Annotated in this window: 14 protein-coding genes and 7 pseudogenes; 12 read left to right on the top strand and 9 right to left on the bottom strand. The window is 51.7% G+C overall.

The window, feature by feature from the left end; genetic code table 11:
• Positions 1-165 precede the first annotated feature (165 nt).
• Entirely contained in the window at positions 166-531 is a 366-nt protein-coding gene (locus tag CHB65_RS13370; RefSeq protein ID WP_218818948.1) for a VOC family protein, read from the top strand.
• Positions 532-623: 92 nt separating this feature from the next.
• Positions 624-1406 (top strand): HpcH/HpaI aldolase family protein, encoded by a 783-nt coding sequence (locus CHB65_RS13365; protein ID WP_089385558.1) that lies wholly within the window; start codon positions 624-626, stop codon positions 1404-1406.
• Between the two features lie 326 nt (positions 1407-1732).
• Here the strand turns inward: CHB65_RS13365 and CHB65_RS13360 are convergent, their stop codons facing one another.
• Together CHB65_RS13360 and CHB65_RS13355 are read right to left on the bottom strand one after the other, a co-directional pair.
• Positions 1733-3076: an aminomethyltransferase family protein gene (locus tag CHB65_RS13360; protein ID WP_089385557.1), complete on the bottom strand. Its 1344-nt coding sequence runs from the start codon at positions 3074-3076 to the stop codon at positions 1733-1735.
• Positions 3077-3877: 801 nt separating this feature from the next.
• Positions 3878-4645: an IclR family transcriptional regulator gene (locus CHB65_RS13355; RefSeq protein ID WP_089385556.1), complete on the bottom strand. Its 768-nt coding sequence runs from the start codon at positions 4643-4645 to the stop codon at positions 3878-3880.
• Positions 4646-4846: 201 nt separating this feature from the next.
• Here CHB65_RS13355 and CHB65_RS13350 point away from each other — a divergent pair, with 201 nt between their 5' ends.
• Positions 4847-5971, top strand: a complete 1125-nt coding sequence (locus CHB65_RS13350; protein WP_245809982.1) for an IS701 family transposase — start codon at positions 4847-4849, stop codon at positions 5969-5971.
• 25 nt (positions 5972-5996) lie between these two features.
• Here the strand turns inward: CHB65_RS13350 and CHB65_RS13345 are convergent.
• Both CHB65_RS13345 and CHB65_RS13340 read right to left on the bottom strand, forming a co-directional pair.
• Positions 5997-6701, bottom strand: a pseudogene (locus CHB65_RS13345) (IS6 family transposase); the annotation flags it as partial.
• A 176-nt stretch (positions 6702-6877) separates the two neighbouring features.
• Positions 6878-7084: pseudogene (locus tag CHB65_RS13340) on the bottom strand (transposase); the annotation flags it as partial.
• Between the two features lie 50 nt (positions 7085-7134).
• On the opposite strand from CHB65_RS13340, the gene CHB65_RS13335 reads away from it, so the two are divergent.
• Complete coding sequence (locus CHB65_RS13335) at positions 7135-8280, top strand: ISH3 family transposase (RefSeq protein ID WP_089385555.1); 1146 nt, start codon at positions 7135-7137, stop codon at positions 8278-8280.
• 183 nt (positions 8281-8463) lie between these two features.
• On the opposite strand, the pseudogene CHB65_RS13330 reads toward CHB65_RS13335, so the two are convergent.
• A pseudogene (locus CHB65_RS13330) lies at positions 8464-9081 on the bottom strand (IS5 family transposase); the annotation flags it as partial.
• A 208-nt stretch (positions 9082-9289) separates the two neighbouring features.
• On the opposite strand from CHB65_RS13330, the gene rdfA reads away from it, so the two are divergent.
• The gene (gene rdfA / locus CHB65_RS13325; RefSeq protein ID WP_089385554.1) at positions 9290-9934 is read left to right on the top strand and encodes a rod-determining factor RdfA; all 645 of its coding nucleotides are present in this window, start codon (positions 9290-9292) and stop codon (positions 9932-9934) included.
• 26 nt (positions 9935-9960) lie between these two features.
• Here rdfA and CHB65_RS13320 read toward each other — a convergent pair whose 3' ends face one another.
• Positions 9961-11898, bottom strand: coding sequence for an archaea-specific SMC-related protein (locus CHB65_RS13320; protein ID WP_089385553.1), 1938 nt, complete (start codon positions 11896-11898; stop codon positions 9961-9963).
• Positions 11899-12258: 360 nt separating this feature from the next.
• Between CHB65_RS13320 and CHB65_RS13315 the strand changes: the two are divergent.
• Positions 12259-13249, top strand: a pseudogene (locus tag CHB65_RS13315) (IS630 family transposase).
• Here CHB65_RS13315 and CHB65_RS13310 read toward each other — a convergent pair.
• Positions 13238-14099 (bottom strand): annotated as a pseudogene (locus CHB65_RS13310) (IS5 family transposase). The pseudogenes CHB65_RS13315 and CHB65_RS13310 overlap by 12 nt on opposite strands.
• Positions 14100-14271: 172 nt before the next feature.
• On the opposite strand from CHB65_RS13310, the pseudogene CHB65_RS13305 reads away from it, so the two are divergent.
• Positions 14272-15248: pseudogene (locus tag CHB65_RS13305) on the top strand (hypothetical protein).
• 553 nt (positions 15249-15801) lie between these two features.
• Entirely contained in the window at positions 15802-16827 is a 1026-nt protein-coding gene (locus CHB65_RS13295) for a Cdc6/Cdc18 family protein (RefSeq protein WP_089385551.1), read from the top strand.
• A gap of 104 nt (positions 16828-16931) precedes the next feature.
• Here the strand turns inward: CHB65_RS13295 and CHB65_RS13290 are convergent, their stop codons facing one another.
• The gene (locus tag CHB65_RS13290) at positions 16932-17327 is read right to left on the bottom strand and encodes an HVO_A0114 family putative DNA-binding protein (protein ID WP_089385550.1); all 396 of its coding nucleotides are present in this window, start codon (positions 17325-17327) and stop codon (positions 16932-16934) included.
• A 5-nt stretch (positions 17328-17332) separates the two neighbouring features.
• Positions 17333-17674, bottom strand: a complete 342-nt coding sequence (locus tag CHB65_RS13285; RefSeq protein WP_089385549.1) for a toxin-antitoxin system TumE family protein — start codon at positions 17672-17674, stop codon at positions 17333-17335.
• Positions 17675-17858: 184 nt separating this feature from the next.
• Here CHB65_RS13285 and CHB65_RS13280 point away from each other — a divergent pair, with 184 nt between their 5' ends.
• The 4 genes and pseudogenes from CHB65_RS13280 to CHB65_RS13265 all read left to right on the top strand — a co-directional run bounded on the left by CHB65_RS13280 (position 17859) and on the right by CHB65_RS13265 (position 21950).
• Complete coding sequence (locus CHB65_RS13280; RefSeq protein WP_089385548.1) at positions 17859-18800, top strand: hypothetical protein; 942 nt, start codon at positions 17859-17861, stop codon at positions 18798-18800.
• A gap of 2 nt (positions 18801-18802) precedes the next feature.
• Entirely contained in the window at positions 18803-19123 is a 321-nt protein-coding gene (locus tag CHB65_RS13275; RefSeq protein ID WP_089385547.1) for a hypothetical protein, read from the top strand.
• Positions 19120-19767, top strand: a pseudogene (locus CHB65_RS13270) (hypothetical protein). Before CHB65_RS13275 ends, CHB65_RS13270 begins: the two are co-directional and overlap by 4 nt.
• A 14-nt stretch (positions 19768-19781) precedes the next feature.
• The gene (locus CHB65_RS13265) at positions 19782-21950 is read left to right on the top strand and encodes a type B DNA-directed DNA polymerase (RefSeq protein ID WP_089385546.1); all 2169 of its coding nucleotides are present in this window, start codon (positions 19782-19784) and stop codon (positions 21948-21950) included.
• The last annotated feature ends 99 nt before the right edge of the window (positions 21951-22049 follow it).

Here is a 22049-nt window from a genome sequence, read left to right as displayed (position 1 = left end):
CAGTTCCGTGAAATCGTCTTGATGTTCGCCATCACAAACATAGAATCACTGTGTGAGCCGCTCTAACCATGGCTCAGCATCTATTCAACAAAGCACGACATTCAACTCCTGTGCGAATCAATCATGTGCGGTAGCTTTATGTGTTTGGAAGGATCAGATAGTTTTGTGATTGGAGAAATAGACCACATAGAACTCGAGGTAAGCGATGCAGACGAAACGGCTGAGTTCCTCGAGAAGATAGGATACGAGCGCCTCCGTGAGACCGACCATCACGGTACTTCGTACGAATACGTGCCAAGTGATGGTAACGGTCCACTCTTCGAGATCCACACCGTCTCAGGTGAGGAAACACCTGGCATCAACCACATCGCGTTCTCTGTCGATAATATCGAGGAGATCACCGAAGAACTGGAAGAAGAAGGTGTTGATTCGCTGGTTGGCCCTTATCATGTAGAAAAAACTGGCCGAACGATCACGAATTTCCGTGATCCGGATGGTCACCGGTTCCAAATCGTTTCAGACGACGAGTAACTACACCACCCAGCGGCACCGAAGCGGATCAACCTTCATTACTTCATCACCCTTCGCAAAAACGATCGTGGCAATCAATCAACATTCAATCCATGGACCAAAGTAATACCCTACGGAAGACGATAGAAAATGACGGTGTAGTCTACGGAGCACGTTCTTCGACCTTCTCACCGACAGTCATAGAAGTATTCGGTGATTTGGGCGTAGACTTTGTATGGCTCGATTTTGAGCACATGGGACCAAGTCCCTATGATAGCCGTGTGTTCGAAGATCTCACCAGAGCCGCGGAAGCTGGAGGGACCGAGCTATTCGTTCGATTACCATCGGGCGATCCGCCGTTGATTAGAAAAGTGTTGGATGCAGGAGTTCGGAATCTGCTGATACCACGTGTCGACTCTGCTGCAGAGGTGCAGGAAGCAGTTGAGGCCACTCGGTTTATTTACAACGGACAACCTGGAGAACGGGGAAAGGCTAGTGGACGGTCAAGTAACTGGGGCCACGCAGACGCATATGTTGAAACCGAGGACAAAGAGGTCTGCCTCGGCGTAATGATCGAGAAGACTACTGCCGTCGAAGAGCTGCAGGAAATCCTCTCTGTACCAGAATTGGGATTCGTGTTTATTGGCCCATCGGATCTCTCAGTGCAGATGGGGCACCCCACGGATAAAACACATTCAACAGTCACCGACCAGATAGTAGAGATTGAGGAGGCGTGTGTCGATGCGGGTGTACCACTTGGTGGAATTCGAAACAGCGTCGACGAGATCTCAGAGGCTGAACGCAACGGATATCAAATCCTTAGGATAGGTGGAGATCTGAACTCGATTGTCTCGACTCTTGGGACCCGATTAGAGTCCATTCGAGAAGGAAACTAAGCATAGACTGCTTTTTTACGCTTACTTGGAGGCTACCTATATTTTGCAAGAAGTCGAATCTATTAGATATTCTATCTAGTGCTTTAAAATCCGAGTTTAAAATTATTTGAATTTATAATTTGTATATTTGTTTTCATATCTATTCAAACCCAATGTTCAAAATGTCCTACTTTCAAACCACGACGCAATAGTCGAAAACCGATTTCCATTGATCCGATCGAACAGCACGCAATATCAAGAGAAAATTAATTGCACTCGAGATCTTGACAGCGCCTGACAAATAATATTAATATCAATCTCTTGTTTAAGATCGACTTCGTTGTATATTATCGTGAATCTGGCAGATAGGGGCTCGGTGCGACAGTTGCCGTGATTTCTGTTTGTCTGTGGGGTTCAACAAGCGGATTCGATGACTCGCCGTTTTCCTCACCCCATACTAATGTAACTTCTGTCCCGGGTTCACTGTATTCGTCATCGATCGAACACAGGGAAATCATGTCTCTATTCTTGTACGAATATGCGAAGCTCTTCGAAATGCCCACCATTTCGTCGTCTTTGAGAACCATATCATGATGTCCACCCCAGCGATCTCGGGGAAGGTCGAAGGTCTTGTAGGGGAGTTCGTCCTCAAAGAGGGATGCGAAGAGATCCACGGTGTCTTTCTTGTCCCATACGAGTGTAACCCGCGTTCGCTGCTGATTCGCCATCTTTTCCTCGAGAGCTTCTCGTCCAATAAAGTCGTGATCAAAAGAGATCAGATGAGTGTAACCCAACTCAACTGGGCTAACATAATAGTCTTCAATATTGTCAGAGGTAAAACTCCCGGCAACAGAATAGGTACCCTCGTACCCATCGCCGTCGAGCCATTCGCGGTACTCCTTCATTTCGTCGTTCGTATAGACCGCTGGAACGTTCGTCGTAACCCATCCCAGCTCGACACTGAGTGGTTCGTACGCGCGCGTTCCAAGTTTCTTGATCCCGTACTCCTGTCCTGCTTCAAGAATCACATCCTTGACTTCTTCTCCGAATTTAAATGGGGCCTGGAGTTCGAATCCTACTTCACCAGCCATCCCATGTCGAAGCGCTCGGACTTCGTGACCGGCGATGGTCACCCAATCGAAATTGAAAAACGGTACATCGGGGATCGGTCCCTCGATAACCTCTTCCATTACGTCGAGCGCATTTGGACCCTGCACTTGGTATGTGAAGAAGTGTGGATCGTCAGGGCTTTTTGAAGATTTCGGATAAATGGTCTGAGTCGCATCATACTCTCCCTGCTCCAAATTATACGCAAGCCAGTTAGCAGCTGGCACTTTTCCGCTCATTACGAATTTCTCATCCCCAATTCGCTGGAGAACATCGTCACCAATGAACTCACCATCCGGATTGCACATGACGGCCTGCTTGGATTTTCCGACGTCAAAACCTTCGAAACTATTTGTGCATAATCTCTTTAGCAGTTCGAAAGCGTCTGGACCTTCGATGACTTGGTCCATTTGATGATGAGAAAGGTCGGCAAGCACGCACGTTTCTCTAACTGCCCTGAGTTCATCGATCCAGTGAGTGTATTCTCGAGCAACCTCTTTGGGCCAGACCCATCTACCACCGGCCTGACGCAGCATCTCAACTGGACTAGTAGTCGCATCTAGCTTTTCCTGTAGGCTTGCCATGGAAGCAAGAAACTCCCGAGCCGATATAAATCTTTGCGTGAGAGACTGCAAGATGGTGACCGACCCCACTTGGACACCTCGCAGTACGATTTAGACACTGGAAACGACCGAGCGACGGTGCCGCAATCATTAAACCCCAGCAAATGAAGGTGTGTGTTCAAGGATCTTGAACAAATTAGTGACCATACTTATTCTGGTTCCTTTGGTATCCCAACACCGTCTGTCAAAAGTGTGTATTTAGTGCTAGTTCACAACACACAAACCTCCCAAATTTTACCCTATATAGGACCTGGTGTTCAACATCGTTAGGCGAGTTCAGTACAGAATAAGGAGTTGATGTTTTCAATCAAAGGTATTTATTAACCCACATTATAAATGAAAATTGGTTTCTAAAATTGTTTCGTGTAAATTTATCCGCCATTATAATGGTTTGTAATAACAGGACTATGGAATCACACAGAGTCCACAGTAGAACGAGGTAGAAGTTCAAAATAAAGATAAGGGGTACAGAGTCCAAAAGTCAAATTTACGAATCATAGTATATAGAATTTTAATATTTTTGCCGCCAGCCATTTGTTCAATATGCTTGAACTGCCAAATCAGAGAATTCCTGAATTAAAAGTCGAACGAAGTAGTTCTAACTCACAAGCCTGAAACCACGCAACATATTTCAGATACAAGTTTAGGATGTCTGTGGAACAGTCAACCAATCCGCGGCCAGTACAGTTCCCCGGTAATCGAAATAACAACACTAGTTTTGTTATTTATTCACCAGCAGCACGCCCACCTCGATCAATAGACTCAAATCCCACTTTCGGAATATGTAAGTTTTAACTCTAATTCGTTGGCAGTCCCAGTTACTTTTGCAGGAATTTCTTCTTCAAATGTGTCTCCAACGAATCTGTTCGCAGGACCAGCTAAACTAATGGACCCGACAACTTTCTCGTGTAACAGAATTGGTGCTGCAACTGCACGCATACCTATTACAGATTCTTGATCAGAAAATGCGTAACCTCTCTCGCGTATTCGCTCAAGCTCATCTTCTAGTTGATTCAAATCCGTGATTGTATTTTCTGTTTTCTTATCTAACCCCCTCTCTCGAACTATATTAGAAGCCTTATCCTTCGGCACGTGCGCTAGTATAGCTTTTCCACTCGCAGTACAATGAAGATCCGATCGATCTCCAATGGATAAATCAGTTCGAATGGAACGATCACCTTCTGCTCCATAAATATAAACACCTTCACCCTGTTCTTCAACAAAGCAAGCTGCTAATTCACCAGTTGAATTCGCTAACTCTTCTACTCCTAATTTAACTTCTGGGAAGACTGGTTCGTCCCATAATGCAGAAAATCCGAATTCCAAATGTTTCAACCCGGTTTGGTATTTACCATCTTTTTTCACAATGAAATTCTCGTTACATAGTGTATTGAGATAAACTTGAACTGTACTTTTAGGCATCTCCAGCTCATTCGACAGTTCAGTCACTGTTTTAGCACCCCCCTGGTGTAGATATTTTATTAACTGGAGAGCTGTTTCGACCGATTTTAATACATTGTCGTGTTCCATGGTAATGAGATAGATTTGATCGATAACAATCTTTGCGGTTTGCTCAGCGTATGTGATATAAGGAGAATTGTGGAATCAGGCACAAGGCACTGTCTAGTTTCTTGACTTCGCACCTTATGCTGGTAGAGCGCGTAGAGACGGCGTTGAAAGCTGATGTTCCCCGTTACGTCGTTTCTGTCATGTACTGAGCCAATCGACTAGTTGGAGTGTTTCTCGACGAGGCAGAAACACCACGCCAAGACCTACGTCAGAGGTCTTGTTGCGGCCAGCAACAAGACCGTCCAAGAGATTTCGAACCACGTTCTACCGGCCAAAAGTGAGCGTGCCCTGAACAAGTTCCTCACCGAGTACAACTGGGACGAAGACCAGCTCAACAAAGAACGTCTCGCGCTTCTCCAACAGACGAACGACACGAAGTGGAGCAGTGACGGTGTCGTCATCATTGACGACACCTTTATGAACAAAACCGGCGAGAACATCCCGAACGCCGGAAAATTCTACGACCACACGATTCGCGGCTATATCTGGGGCCAGAATCTGGTTTACGCACTCTATGCCGACGAAAAAACCACCTACCCACTCGGCTTTCGTCTCTATGAAAAAGACGCGCAGCGGCGGGTTGAGTTGGCTATTGAGCTCGTCGATGAACTCATCGAGATAGGTGTCCCGGCGGACACCTATCTCTTCAACATGAGTTACTGTTCCCAGGAGTTCGTCACTCACCTCGAAACCTACGGCAAAGAGTGGGTTTCAGCCGTCAAAAGCGACGCACGCGTCTTCTACGGTGGTGACCGGATCCGAGTCGATGCACTGGTCGAGCGCATCGACACCGTTCCACGTACGATCGACGGCGAAACCTACCACATCTGGACGCAAAAACGCGAGGTGAGCCGTCTTGGTGAGGTGAAACTCCTGATCACGACGAAAGAAGCTAGCGACGAGGATGACGAACTGAGCGTGAAGTACGTCGTGTCGAACAAAATCGATGCGCCAGCGAGCCATTTCATCGCGTTGTACGCGATGCGATGGCGCGTGGAGACGTTCTTCAGGGACACCAAGCAGGATCTTGGTTTTGGAGATTGCGAGCTCCGGCATGCCGCAGGTGCCAGTCGCCACTGGCACCTGCTGATGCTGGCCTACAGCCTCCTCAAGCTCGGTACTGCACACAGCGCCCTTGGAACGGTCCTCGAACGAGCAATTTCGCTGCGTAACGATATCAAGCGATCCTTCCGCGAAAGTGTTGAAAAACTCCTGTCCTGGGCACTCAATAGCCAAAGCCGTAGTACCGACGAGCTAATGCACCAGATCGAAGGCATGTTCGTCTAACGTGCGAAGTCAAGTAGTTTAGCACCTCCGCTGGCGTCTGTCCGTTGAATGACTGGTGCGGTCGTTGTGTATTACAGTAGTGTACGAATTGTTCAAGCCACTCTCTGACGCTCGCCCGACTGTCCACCCACGAGTTGTGGAAGCGGTCAACTCGCATCTTCAATGTGTGAAACCACTTTTCGATCAGGTTTCTCTCGACATAGTCGAGCTGATCGCTCAATCCTAATCGTGCGAGGGCGTCAGATAGCCTAGCCATCGACGAGAAACACTGTGTCATCGAGATCGTGTTTCTCGGTCAAACGATGCAGGAACACAGCATCTGGATCGGTGCCTCGTCGTTTGAATACTGCGGCATCAAGAATGAGCCGTGAGTCTAGGTTAATTGCAGCGTATACCCAAGACCAGTCGCCGTTAATCTTGATAGCGGTCTCATCAACCGCGACCCGCGACGGCTGTGCCGTCCTCAGAACGCGCAGCGTTCTGATGGGCCGCACGAGAGCTCTGTTCTCATGGACGTCGGCGGGTCTGGCACGCTGTCAGCTAGCCGATGCACCCAGTGCCAGATTGCTTGGTGAGAGCGTTCGACGCCGATCAAGCAAAGAACCGCTTGTGTCTCTCGGAGTGAACAACCGGTCGAATGAAGGCGGACGGCGAACACCCTAACGGGCGTCGCCGTCCGCTCGTTCTCCCAAGCTTCTTCTAAATCCGTGTCGTAGGACTCGCTGAGCAGGTCTGCGAGCGTTCTAGTCCAATTAACTCAACGACCTGCTCACTTCTCAAACTGACTCAACTAGACAGTGACGGTATTAAGAAAAAGTCTGCTTCGTAGGATCGCTAGACGACGCTTGATTTCGGCGTTTCCACTTACTCAGCCATCCGGTGGAAACCGATACACAGCGGCCGGTTCTACGGATATCTGACCGTTCGACGAAGATTATAGACGGCACACTTCAGCACCATCTCCCGGAATTCGAGCTGCCAGCTTCGCGCACGCACGGCGGAGCCGAGCGTGCGCTTGATTGACGAGAAGATAGTCTCAACCATCCAGCGACGGTTGTACCAACGGTTGCTCATTCGGGCGTTATGCGCTCGGTCGAGCGAGGAGGAGATCCGATCCTCAGTCGATCACATCGGGTTAGAGGAAGTGTCTGTTTGGACGTAGTGTGAAACAAACCCAAACAGACAATCAGATCGAAGAAGAGCATCTGCTTAATTTTGTCGTCAACACTCTCGACGAGGAACTTCCGATAGAACTCGCAGACGGTGTAAAGGTCTCATCAGAGAAGCTCTATGAGGTCCTCGCTGGCGCCAGCGCCAGCGGGACCTCGGTCAATCACATCTGCGAAACGACCGAAGACTCTCCACACGCCAATACCGTCCGCGGATACCTTACCGATCAGTTCGACCTCGATACCATCGAACAGGTTGGAGACACGCTGCTCCAACAGGATACCGTCGAGACGCTCCCTGATCGACCGGTGGAGGTCGTCGCCGACCTCCACCTCGATCCCTACTACGGTGATGAAGACGAGACAGATGCGCTATACTCTTCACTGGCTAAGCGTGGGACAACTTCATTTCACGCATATGCGACACTGTACGCACGTGTGCGCAACAAACGCTACACGCTAGCGGTTCGCCAGCTGGTCGCTGGCGAAACCTCAGGTAAACTCCTCAACGAGTTCCTCGAACTGCTTGACGGCCTTGACCTGCGCGTCAAGGCCGTCTACCTTGATCGAGGATTCTACAATAGCACCTGTTTAGGACTGCTGTACGCCTATAATTACGCCTACGTCATGCCGGTTGTCAGGTGGGGTGAGACAATCCAAGACGAACTCAGCAGCGGTTGGAGCCGTGTGATCGAACACGAGCTAGCTGGGAAGGTGACGTTCCCTGTGTACATCGATTGTGTCTACCAGCAAGGCAGATACGACGAACATGGGGTGGCGCGTCACGGCTACGCCGCTGACGCGCCGTTTGTCGAAACTCCACGCGATGCCCGAGAACACTACCGCAAGCGGTTCGGCATCGAATCGTCCTACCGATTAGCCAAGCAGAGTCTCGCACTTACGAGCTCCCGTGACGCCGGATTTCGGCTGTTGCTGTTTGTTGTGAGCCTGTTGTTACAGAACGTCTGGCGTTATCTGCACTGGATGTACGTGGCGGCGCCCCGCCGCGGGGGGCGCCGCCTCTTGGAGTGGTCGTTCGTAGAGTTTTGCCGGATGGTTCTCCGCGCTGTCTGGACAGCACTCGGAGTTCGCCGAGCCGTTCCAGCGAACCAACCACTCAACAGCCGGTTCTTCCGGTAGTTGTCCTTGGATCAGGGCAACGTTGGTGAGTGGCAACACTGTCGCGTCGGCGGCTGATCGCCACCGACAGCGACTGGTTATCGATGGAACTCACGGTCACTGCCTTGCTGAATGCCAACCAGCCACCGCAGACACAGATTCAATACCTACTGGAGGAGATTGTGAGGTTCTCGATGTGATCGACTGATGCTTGATCAACGGGCGAATTCCGTCGGCACGAAGCTCGTCGCGGAACGGCTTTCCGTCGTAACCACGATCAGCAGCCAGTGACCGCAGGTCCGCGGCGTTGCGCCGCGCGACCTGCGAGCCAATCTTCGCGTCGTGTTTCTTCGATGTGGTGCAGTGAACGTCGAAGACGTACAGCGATTTCACGTCCACGAGTGCAGTGACTTTGAGCGACCGAACGCGATAGTGCGCTCGCTGTGCGTAGTGACGAGACGGCTGATCACGGTCGAAGCCAGTCGAATCGATCGCCGCGTGGCCAGTGCGTTTCTCGGCTGATTCGCCGAGAAACGCACGGTAGGTCTCCATCAAGATTGTCTCGAACCAGTCACGAAGCACCGTGAAATGTGGGAGTCGCGTGAGCCCGATTTCTTCGAGAATGCTGGGCATTTCGCTGAGGAGATCGATCGTCCGGCGGTAGGATTTTCCAAGTTCGATCCGCAGTGCCTGAAGTGTCAGCATTGCCCACTCGGCGAACCCGCCACCCCCTTCGAGGTCGGCGGGTTCGTCGGGATCAGCGACAACTGCTTTAGCTTTCGCCACCGAATTACGGGTGAAGAGACAGAATTCCGAAGTCACAACACTCCGTCTCTTCGCTTTCTACGGAGATAACAGAGTCGTAGCGCCGCAGCCTAGCGATCCTACAGAGCAAAAAAGTCTAACATCTGATACCAATATAAAAGTAGTCTGTAAGCCCGATATCTAAAATAACAATTCTAGATTTGTTATCCGGACCACTTGAGCCCAATACTTAAGTTGGGATGCGACCAAGTATGGGGCAGAGATTATGAAACGTGAAAATGGAAATCAAAATTCGAACTCTATAAAAGAAGATAAACCAAAAAACAAAGTAGCCAAATTACTGCTCGAATATGAGATTGAAAAGAGTTTCGGAGACAAGTTAGTAGAACTATGGACAGCAAATCATGAAAATCGTGAAAGTTTACGCTCACTGGAAGATCGTTTCAACAAACGTCTCCTGGAAGAATCCGTAAATGAAGCAGGAATGCCCGTTTTAGATGGGGAGATGTCAAATGTGTACCGGCTATTAACTGACGAAGATGTAAGCAGTGGAAAGCGGACGGAAGTTCGAAACCGCCTCGAACGAGAAGGAATTAATGTTGAACAACTTGAAAACGATTTTGTCACATATCAAGCGATACGATCATATTTGAAGGAGTATCGGAATGCAACTTACGAGAAGACAGATGAAAATCGTGTTGAGAAATCAGTTGAGACAATACAGCGATTGAAATCTCGAACTACTTCAGTCGTGGAAACAACATTTACACAATTGAATGAAAACGGATCAATATCAATCGGAGAGTTTCGAGTTATTATTGACATTAACGTATATTGTCAAAGCTGTGGAACCCAGTATGGAGCTGTAGAATTGCTAAAGAAAAAAAATTGTGAGTGCAAGATAAAGTGATTGAATTGGGCTTCACCCAAGCATTATTATATGTCTGAAATAAAGGTATCCGGATTTGACAGTGCCTGGGCGTCTTCTGGTAGTAGTGCAACAACTAAATATTGTGGATAATCGGAGAAATAGTCTATAAGATCAGCCAGCCGTTCCGAATCAATTGCTTCTAACGAATCTAATAACATGAAAGGTACCTTTTCATAAACGTTGTGGACTAAGTAACCTGCTAATGCGAATATTAGTCCTGTCACCTCACGCTCACTCTCAGAAAGGTGGTCAATAGTATCTTCGTAAGTCGTTCCTGACTCAGTCCTTCTAACAACATGTAAATCAAAAACTGTTTTCTCAACTGTTTGACGACCTTCTCGAGCGGTTTTTCGAATTCGTTCAAGCCAGATCCGTTCTAGATTCTCGTACGCGAGTAACGATAGGACATCCTCCATATGATCGTTGAATTCCCCTACTGCTTCCTGCTCAATACGTTCAATACGCGTTCGCTGTTCCTCGAGTTCTTCCCTAATCTCGTCTAATTGGTTCCGGAGCTCTGTTTCTTCATCAAGACGTTCTTCAATGTCGGAGATACGCTCAACTACATTATCAAGTTCTGATTCAAGCTGACCCAGCTCAAATTCTAGTTGATTAGCTTCCTTATGGAGATCAAGGATTTCCGAAAATTCTTCCGACTCCAATTTTTCCACTTTTTCCTCTGTTGTCTCAACATCCTGACTGAGTTGCTCTCGGTTTTCACGTAGTTCATCGATTTTATTTTCCCGATCTTCTATTTCTTCGGAAATATTTTCCAACTTTTGTTCTATATCATTTCGGCGTTGCTGTTGCTGTTTGAGAGTATTTTGTTTTTCGCGAAGGTCCGACAGTGATCCCTCAATTTCATAAACTTTATTTACGCGGTCCTGGACGACTGACTGCATTTCGTCGATTGTTTCGTTAATTTTTTCTTTTGCAACATCCGTTCTACAAGTCCAACAGTTAACACGCTCATCCTCGATTAGTTGATTGGTTACAGCTTCAGTTTCGTCACCGAATGAATTAGATGATTTGATTGAGGCACGGCTTTCTTCCTCCAACATTCTTTTGTTAAAATCAACCACATCCTGGGTATTACTGATTTTTCCTTCAATATTTTGTTTTCTTTCCCTTAATTTACTAATTCTCTCATCTAATTCTTCATATTCACCCATTGGCGAATCCGATAATTTATCAAATTCTTCCGACAGGTGAGATTTTTCTTTCTTGAGAGATTCAATGCTTTCCTGCTCGATTTCGATATTAGATCGAACAGTTTCCAATTCGGATCTGAGATTTTGGAGGTCGCCAAGTAGTTCTTCTAATTCTTCTTTTTGATTGCGGGAACTTTGGATATCAGCATCAATCAATTCAATTTCTGACTCTTTCTCGACGAGTTCCTCACGCTTATTTTCTATTTGATCTTTGAGGCTGTTCCGTTGCCCCTCTAATCCGGGTAGATCACTTTTTAAATTCTCAAGTTTATCAAGTTCCTCTTCTATCTCGTCTCGTTTCCCTTCTAAAGTTTTAACTTTGTGTTCTATTTGATCAGTATCAATCGGTTTCATAATTAGGTCTCTCAAATTATCACTACGAACAACCGCTCTTCGGGCTTCGTTAGTCTCTAACAAGAATGAAAAAAGATCTGCTACAGTTGAATCCTGGAGGTAGGGATCTCCGTTCATCTGTATGGTGCCATTCAAACGTTTAAGTTTTCTCGTGTGAGTTTCGTCCCCGATGGTAAGTTCAACATACCCTGTTTCGGAGTCACCTTTTACTGATACTTTCGAGCTTCCCATTGCAGCCATTATCGCATGTAGGAAAGATGTTCTGTTTGTTGCATTTCTTCCCGAAAGAATAGTTGTCCCAGGTGGGATTTCGACTTCAGTGTTTGAGATTCCACCAATGTTGTTTGCCTCTATTCGTGCAAGTTGTTCTTCGACCATGAAGAACCTACATAGCCGAAGCAGTATATAATTGTCCAATTGATTTTCTCTTTAGGTAGAGAACTTCATTGAGTTAAATATTGTTTTGAAAGGTTTTATTTTAACTGAATTCTCGTGCAAAGCGCTAATTTCATGTCAGTGTATTGAACCCCGATCGTCGAAAACCCTGTCAAACGGTATGAGATGGGAGTGCAATCAGCGAGTTTGTGGACAGTATCGCCGACCAGGTAAGAGACCTCACACCCCGATAACGCTCCCAGGGCATAATAGTGGGCGTTGCCGACCGTGAGTATCGTCACGGTGAAGTGAACAATATAGTATCCGTTAGAATTATTTGCTCGTTGAGTGTTGTAACAGACAGTGGATCACCTCCACAAGATCTCTGTCGAAGAGTTGCAAGATGCTCTCGACAGCGTGGATGGTAAGAAGGCGACACAACGACTCTTAGCCGCAATAGCGTACAAACACGGCGTCACGCAGATTGAACCAGCCGAGTGGTACGGCATGGAGCGACGGACGATCTATAGCTGGCTCACACGACTCGATACTGATGAGTCGCTTGAACATTCCGAGACTGGTATTCACAGATCTGATAGGAATCGAAAGCTCTCGGAAAAAGAGTAAGAGCAGCTTGAAGAAACTGTCCACGAATCGCCTGAGGAAGTGGGGCTTGAGGCGCCGGCGTGGACGCCGGCGCTCGTCCAGCAGTATCTTGAGGAAACCTACAATGTCGAATACTCAATCCCGAGCTGCCGGCGATTACTCGAAGAAGCGGATTGAGCTTTCAAAAACTACACCCTACAACCGCCGAATCTGATGCTGACGAGCAAGAAATATTCAGCGAAGAATCAAAAAATGGCGGAAGATGGACGCCACAGTAGTCTGTATCGATCAAACCAAGGAATCCGTGCAAGTTGAGCCGCGTGCCACGTGGTTTCCCCGCAGCACGCGACTGTCCGTCGAATTATGCGGCCAATGTGACTGAACGTGTCTCTTGGGCGCGATCACCGAAGACGGTAATTGCTTTTTCGCCCGGGCCGAAGAGTACGTCACCGCTGTACACGCCAAACATTTCATTCTTGCATTATAAAAAGATTTTGTATATGAGTTGCTCATTGTATCGGATGGAGCGTCGTATTTCCAGGTGTCGACCGTCACGCTACCTGCACACTCGCCGGAGCTAAATCCTGCCGAGGAGTGCTGGAGACAACTCCAAGCTGCTCTCAGCAACTGCTTCTTCGAGCCAATCGACGATCTCACAAGGGCGATTGGTATAGCACTTGACCAGCTCTCTATACCAGAAATAAGTAATTATTTGCCCTTGTTTAGATGCCTGGGTTCATGCGTTTGAGGCGTCAAGCGCGAGTTCGATGTTTCTGACAGCACATTTGAGGACGAGTTCTCGGAACCGTCCAAACCAGGTTCGAGAGCGGACGGTCTCGCCGTATTTGCGCCAAAGCGCGAAGAACGTCGATTCGACGTTCGAGCGTTGATGATACGTTGTATCATCAATCAATATATTGCCTGCAACGCTGTTCCAGCCGAACTCACGATGTTTGATAACCGGCCTTACGCCCTCTGAAAGGAATTTCTGGCGTAATAGCCACCAGTCGCATCCTTTGTCGGCGGTGAGAACATGCACCTTGTCGAGATTTCGTTTAAGCAGTTGCCAGCCGATCTGGGAGTCGTGCGGTTGTTTCATCGAACAGATTATGTCGAGAATTACACCAGTCACACAGTCGACCAAGACGGTCGTCTTGATCGCACGAAACGTGTAATTCGTTCGTTTGGCGTAGTGCTGGCTGGCCGAGATTCGATCCATGCCGGTTGCGTCGATCGCTCGGATCTCACCGGTGTCGTGCAGCTCCGCCGACAAACATAGTAAGACGCGCCAGATCGGCATTTTGAGTCACTGATACCGGGCGCAGACGGTGGAAAAGTCGAGCAACTTAGACGGTTCTATATCAAGAATTCCGACGATTTGTGGCATCTCGTAGAGGACATCCATCAACCGCCGATACGGATGATCGAGATACTCCCGAAGACCGTGCAATGCGACGATCAGCCAGTCAGCGTAGCCTCCTTCGCCGGGTTGAAACGCTGGATCCGGCTCTCCAACGACGGCTTTTTTGAGCGAGCGAGACAACTTGTCTGGTGAAGCTGGCGAGTTTGCTGGACACAAATTCGCCTTCTCGCTTCATTCCCTAGTACGTTCGACAAGTAGCGACTCTTGATAGAACCCTATAACTTACTAGTGAAGGTTCCTCTGTAGAGATCTCGAACGTCTAAACAGGCTCAATTATTTGGTCCTGTCCCAATCTCGTCTAGAGTCCGGTTCGCTTTACTGTTTTATTTTTCATTAAATGGAAAATTATTACATTCACCGTCAACTGGAAAACCTTCTCGAGTCCCTCGAGAAACTTCCAGAGAGTGCAACGCTCGTCACCCCACTCTCGCATAGGCAGTTCCGCGTCACCGATGTGCAGGAACATCGTGTTATCATCGAGTTCGACGAGAACGGTGAGAAACGCCCACTTCAACGTGAGCAGTTCGAAACCCTGTTCCAGCGCATCTGGGACAGCAACGGCCGGTTCAACCTCGAGCGGCTCCCACCGGATGGTGACCCGTTTCCGGCCGTGTTGAGCCTCCATCCCCAATTCGAGGTTGATGAAGACGCCGGTGTGATCGCCGAGACCGACAGCCCGGCTTCGAACCAACTCCTCGAAGACGACGTCGAGGCCGAACCAGACGAGCGATCCGAGCCTGATCTGGACGTCTACGCTGATGCACTCTTGCTCGTCGACGCACTCGAGCGTCACGATGTCACCAGACTCGAAGAGGTAGAAACAGGGACACTCGTCAACCTCTATACCCTGTTGTCGGACGTCCAGCGCAATGCCAACGACCTTCGACAGGACGTTTCCGACGTCCTCTTGGGACGGCTCCACCACGACCGGCCTGTCAACGGCCCCTACGGCTCCGTCCCGCGCACGACGCGTCGCAATCGCTCGCTCAAAGACGAAGACGAGGTCCTCGAGACGCTCGAAGCGGCGGGCATTGATCGTGAGCGTGTCCTCGGTGTCGACCGCCAGAAAGTCGATGACGCTCTCGAGGTAACCGAACTCGCCGAGTCGGATGTCTACGAGATCGACGAACGCGAGTACGTCCGCAAGGCAGAGGTCGACGAGGAAGTCAAGGATTCACGCCTGCAAGGACTGAAAGACCAGTTGGCCGCAACTGAAGGGAGTGAGGCCGACGAACTTCGTCAAGAGATCGAAGCGCTCGAGGATCGAATTGACGAACTCACGAGTTTCAAAGCTGGCAGTGATGTTTCGACATCATCCTGGTGACGACGTTTCACAAGCACACTGTTCATCGGGCTCGGTAAGCCGTAATTCGCTCTCGACTTCGTAGAGATATCCACGGTTGAGCAGACGGTCAATCGCGTACTCTGCGTCATCTGGCTCGAGAGTAACATCAGTGGTTGTCAGTAGAAGCTCGATTGCTGCTGGTCGTTCGATTCCCACCGGCCTGGAAGCAGCATCCTCAAACTGCTCGCACAGTTGCTGGCGCAAACAGTCGTAACACTCGAGGATCCAGTCGGGGAGGGACGGGCGTGAGTGAGTGCCACCAGCCATTGCTTCGAACGTAGAGGCGGGTGTCCTACAGCTTTCCGATTGGCCTCCTCTTCCGCGTGAACGCGGAGGAATCCCACCATCGATACTTCCCCAACGGTTGTACGAATGGAACCGTTTCCGGAAGTTTCCGGAAGTGCTCGAGTTCCAGGAGTAAATCGCATCACGGGGAGGACCTAACGAAATACAGAGGAGAAAAATTGGACTTTCCGGAACTGGCCCAGTCACGCTTTTGTGAATTGACGGAAAACCACTCTGTCAGTAACTGATGATCCGCGATGCTCGTGTCCTTCGTGCCGGCTTCGTTCCTCGAGAAGTTGAGCATCGCGACGCCGAGGTCAATCACCTCTCGAGCGTCCTCGAGCCGATCACGAACGGTGAACCGGCAGAAACCGCTATCGTTACTGGACCAAGCGGGGCGGGCAAAACCTGTATTTCGAAATTCGTCACCGAGAAGCTCCGCGAAGAGGTCCTCGACGTCGAAACCACCTACGTCAACTGCTGGCGAAACTACACCCGGTTCCGGACACTCTACCAGATACTCGACGATCTCGGGGCAACCATCGACATCCACCGGCAGTCGACACCGCACGACGAACTCATCGATCGACTCCAACAGCACGACGGCCCTCGAACCGTCGTCATCCTCGACGAGGCCGACCAACTCGAAGATCCCAGCGTCATCTACGACCTGCATGACCTCCCGCAGTTCGCGATTGTCTGTATCGCGAACAAGGAAGAGGAGCTCTTCAGCCGCGTCGACGACCGGCTCGTAAGCCGCCTGCGCTCCAGCGAGCATATCCGCATGGGCAAGTACCACGACAACCAACTCTACGACATTCTACGGGCCCGTTCGAAGTGGGGGCTCGAAAAAGGCGTCACCAGCGACGACCAACTCTACCGCATCGCCGATGCAGCTGCCGGCGACGCCCGACTCGCAATCGGCATCCTGCGGGCAGCGGCCAGCAAGGCCGATCGAAAGAACTGCGACCGAATCACCGACGATATCCTCATAGACGCTGCCGAGGACGCTCGAGCCCAGATCAAGCAGAAGAGTCTCGATTCACTCACTCCACATCAGCGAGTCGTCTATGATCTTGTGCGCGACCACGGCCCACTCGGACCAAGCGAGATCCACGAGCGCTATCTCGAGGAAGTCGACGAGCCGCGAACGCTCCGAACCGTTCGGACGTACCTCTCGAAGATGACCCAGTACAACCTCCTCGAGGCGGAGGGCACAAGTCGAGATCGTGAATATTCACTCGTTGATTCGGCGGCTGCGTCGCCGATGTAGCGAAGGCGAAGGGTCAAACAGCTACTCCCAACGGCTGACGACCAGCAAAATCAAAAGACAATACCACAGCTCCCCCGGAGCAATGGCGAACCGTGCGGACCGTCTCATGCAACTGCAGATGTCGAAGAGTCGCCCCGAAACGGCGTAATAAAGAGATTATCGTAGGGAAAGTAAGGCCGTTTCGCGTGTCCATCATCTTCGAATCGGATCACACCAAGTGCTTCCAGTCGAGTCAGTTCCTCGTGAACATTCTTTTTGTCTCGGCCAACGAGTCGAGCAGTCTCACGAATACTTGCCGGTTCCTCCTCGCGAATCACCCGGAGGAGCGCATACGTCCGCTCATTGAATATTTCTCCCAAGACTTCCTCATTGGGCAAGGTCAGCTGAGCGGGCTTATTGACAGCCTCGCCCTCGTTCAGGGACTGGATGGCCTCCAATCCCTCTTCATAGACATCTGTGCCACCGTCGATCGTCACCAGCAGTACGTTAGTTGCGGTCATGGGTATCAGTCCTCTGTTGGAGGGCCGAATTTTGGTTTGGGAATGGTGTTCCAGAAGCGGTCGTACAGCGCTTCGATGCCTGGAAAGTCAATGATTTCCGGGTCAGGGTCCAGGGCGACGTGGAATTCGTGCCTTTTCGTATCTTCGTGAGCATTGTCGTATCGACAGATCGTTCCATCCTCCAGTGTCTCTTCGCTGGGTGAAAGCGAGCCGTAGTGGAAGGTGTATCGCCAGCCAGACGGGTACGCTGCATCCGATGTTCGTCGGACGGAGATGCGGACGACTGTCCCGTCCTCGTACACATTGGCCCGCTCGTATCCATCAAGCTCGTCTGCATCTGAACCCATCCTCTAATCGTTGGTTCAGGAGCCAACGTCTTAACTCTGCCCCCATTCCGGAAACAATCCCGGAAACAGTCGAGTTCCAACAAAACCTAGAATCTGAGGCGGGCTTTCCGTCAGATCCACTCGTTCCCTGAAACTCGGAAACGCCACGCCGCGGCTTATCGTGAACGCGCCCATCTAATCGAGTATGACCAATATCCCAGCGCCGAAGCACATGGCGGTGGATAAACCGAAACGGGACGCTGATCGGAATCGTTCCCTCGCCGATCAGTCCGACCCGGTTACCGAAGAGATGCTGCTTCCCTCACTCGATGACGGCATCACGCTGCTCGACGTGGAAGGTGGCCGCGGCGTCCCGCTCTTGCAGTCGCTCGTGCTTGATCATCTCCTGTTGCACGATGGTCCCGCCTTCTGGGTCGATGCAAACGGGCATGCAACAACGACCACACTCTCCCGTATCGCCCCTAGTCAGCGGCTGCTCGACAGAATCCACGTTGCACGCGGATTCACTGCCTACCAGCACTACGGCGCCGTGTGTGATCTTCCGGGGGCAGTGAACCAGTCCATTCAGGATTCAACAACCGATGATAGACTGCGGAATGGACGTCCACCAAAGCGTACGGATTCGCCTTCGCATACTCCCTCTCTCATCGTGGCTCCGGCCGTCGACGCCCAGTACCGTGCCGACGACACCCTGGGCGAGGCTCATGCAAAGACACTGCAGGCACGAACGCTCGCTCGGTTAACGAGCTACGCAGACGGCTACGACGTTCCAGTCCTCGTCACCCGAAGCGAGCGCGATACATTTTCGACCTCAGTCGCGACGGCTGCTGACCACCACCTGGAGTGCAAGCAAACCCGACTGGGCCCACGGATACTCGGCGACGACTTCGAGACGCGTCTCTATCCCGTCGACGGTGGTGCGTACTACCAGACGACGTTTGCTTACTGGCGCCAGCTGCTCGAGGCCCGTGCCACACAGACCGGTATGGAACCGGCAACGCCCTCGCCATCGACACCGAACCAAGAGGGCATCGGCACAGGTGTCACCATCGAGGGGAAGACGGTCCCGGTTGCTGCTGACCCCATGCTCGACGCGTGGGTTGCGGCCAACGCCGGAGGTCGATAACGATGGGGCGAACAAACCCGACGTATCGGGATGCGCTCCGGGCTATCGAAGAACGATGGACGGACTTTCGCCGGGCACTTCGCCGTCGTGACCAGCCACACTTCGACCGGCTGTTTGCCTACGCACGCGAGCACGCCGACGCAAGCGGGCTGTTGAATCACCAGAATTCACTGCTGCCAGCGCTGTTTAGTATCGACCTCGAGCAGGAAGCTCGGCTGGACGATCACGAAGATCGTCTCGAGGAGCTCGAAGAAGCAGTTCGGGCACTCGGCGATCAGCCTGACCAACCACACGAGAACGACCAGACGAGGGGATCACAATGACAGAACTCGCGACCGTTGCCTTCGACATCGAAACGACCGGCTTCGAAACAGATGACCAGCTGACAGTGGCTGGGTTCAATTCGGACATCGGATCTCGAATCTTACTCAATACGGACGGGAAACCGTGTCCAGCCGACCTCCAAGACCGTCTCGAAGAGAGGACAGAGACGCTCGTGACCCTTACGACGCACGAAAGCGAACTCGAGCTTCTCGAGGCCGTCAAGACGTTCTCGACATCGAAGCTAACTCCCCGGGATATCAAGATCGCTGCGTACAATGGAGAGCGCTGGCGTGGCGGGTTTGACCTGCCGTTCCTTCGGACCCGGCTGTGTCATCACGGAGTTGACTGGCCGTTCGCAACTCTCCCATACGTCGATGCAATGGACGTCTTCCAGAAGCGGTTCAATACGACTGAAGATACACTGACCGGCGTCTACGAGGAACTCATCGGCAGTGGGCTGAACGAACTCGATCCGTTCACTGACAGTGCCGAAGCGGTCGAGGCCTGAAACGACGGCACGTTCGAACCGCTCGTGCTGCACAACCTCGCCGACATCAGGCGTACTCGGGCACTGATGAACCTGGCCGAACGGTACTGCTCGAAATCGGACTTCTCGATGAAGTCGCTCGATCCAGTCGTCTGAACTCTCCGAGACCAATGCCATACAAAATTGATTTCCTCGAGGATGGACGTGTGCTCGAGTGGGAACCAGCAGCCAGTGGCAGCGAGGCCACGGTCGTCGAGAACTACACCCCGCGCTTCTACGTTGGATATCAGTCACCAGATGCTCCAGCAGACCTTTCAACACTTCGTGAGGTCTACGAACAGCATCCAGACGTGGTCGGAGTCGACCGTCTCAACCGGAAGCCCGGGTTCCGACGTACCGAGGAGCCAGTTCTGGCAGTCGACGTCAACCACGTCGGCCGAATTGTCCCGCTCGCTCGGCAGATCCGCCAGCTATCGGAGTATCCGGTCGGTGACCTCGCCTGTTTTAACATCGACCTCTCTCGTGAATTCCGCTACTGCCTCGAGAACGGGATCGATCCCATACCGGCTACTGAGTTGTCGACGCTTCGCCTGAGTGTTCCAGTGGCCGAAACGAGTCGCGACGCGTACACAGAGTTCTCTGTCGATGGCGACACCGTCACCGGATCGGCGGAAAAGATCCTGACGACCGTCCAGGCAGCACTCGAGGACACCAACCCTGATATCCTCGCGTGCTCGACGAGCGAGATTATCCCGACACTCTATGAGATGGCCGCGGCCACCAGCGTTGAGGATTTCACGCTGAGTCGCTGGCCCGATGTCGACTACCAGCAGCTCGCCGGTCGGTCGACGTACTCGAGTTACGGACGTGTCGGCCATTCGCCGGCACGGTACAACGTCCCTGGCCGGGCGATCATCGACGAGTCGAATACGTTCTTTTACGGAGAGACGAACCTCGACGGCGTCCTCAATCTCGTCTCACGCTCGAAGAAACCCGTCCAAGAACTGGCCTGGGCATCGATCGGGAACGTCCTTACTGCGATTCAGATCTGCGAGGCCCACGACCGCGGCGTACTCGTCCCGTGGAACTCCTGGCGCCACGAGTTCTACAAACCGATGGGAACGCTCCACGACGCCGACCGCGGTGGGTTCATCTTCGCCCCCGAGGTCGGCATCCACGAGAACGTCCACGAACTCGACTTCTCCTCGTTATACCCGAACATCATCTGTACGCGGAACGTCTCACCGGACGTCATCCGGTGTGAGTGCCATCGCGACCGTAGCGATGTTCCCGAACTCGACTACTCGATCTGTGACAAGCGCGGCTACCTCGTCGACGTTCTCGAACCGATCATCGAGGCGCGCGACGAAATCAAAGCCGACATTCGTCGAGAACAGCAGGGCGATAAGCCCGACCAAGACCGGCTCGACGAACTCGAAGGTCGGTCAGGGGCCCTGAAGTGGATTCTAGTCGCCTGTTTCGGGTATCAGGGGTTCAGCAACGCCAAATTCGGGCGGATCGAATGCCACGAGGCGATTAACGCGTTCGCTCGCGAAATTTTGTTGGAAGCAAAGCATCGGCTGGAAGCTGGCGGCTGGCACGTCGTCCATGGGATCGTCGACTCGATCTGGGTGACTCCAGATCCAGACGTCGACGACGAAAACCGTGAGGATCTCGAGACGCTCGCAACGGAGATCACCGACTGCGTCGAGATTCGGCTCGAACACGAAGCCCACTACGACTGGGTGGCGTTCGTGCCTCAGTGCGAGAGCGACGCCGGGGCGTTGACGAAGTACTTCGGGAAGGTCGCTGGCGACAACGACTTCAAGATCAGAGGCATCGAAGCCCGGCAACGCTCGACCCCGCCGTTCATCGAGGACGTCCAGCGGGACTGTCTCGACCGGCTCGATGCCACGCGATCACCGGACGCGGTGCTCGGACGGCTCGAACGAGCAATCGACGAACTGCAGACGGGAAACATAACAGTAGAGCGGCTCGTCGAGCGGAACCGTGTCTCCAAACCGCTGGAAGGCTACTCACAGAATACCCAGAACGTGGCCGCCTTAAAGCGAGCCCGCGAGCAGGACCTGGCAGTCCACCCGGGCCAGGATATTGAGTACGTGGTCGTCGACGACGAGAAATCCTCGCGAGATCGGGTCGCCCTCGCCCACGAAGCGATCGAGTCCTACGACGCCTCGTACTACGAGACACAGCTGGTCAGAGCAATCGAGAGCGTGCTTTCACCGCTCGGATGGGACCGATCCGACATTCGTCGAGAGCTCTCCGGTGAGAGGGACGCCGTTTTGAACTCGTTCGGAGCCACCAACGAACTGTCGTAGTGGACCCCACCCCTGGTTTCCGTCGTTTCGATCGAACCCTACGTTTCCGACGTGATTTTCGACCCCCCTCGTTTCCGTCGTTTCCTCACGCCCCACCCC

Source organism: Halorubrum vacuolatum, assembly GCF_900188065.1.
GTDB lineage: Archaea > Halobacteriota > Halobacteria > Halobacteriales > Haloferacaceae > Halorubrum > Halorubrum vacuolatum.
This window is presented reverse-complemented; position numbering and strand designations above follow the sequence as displayed.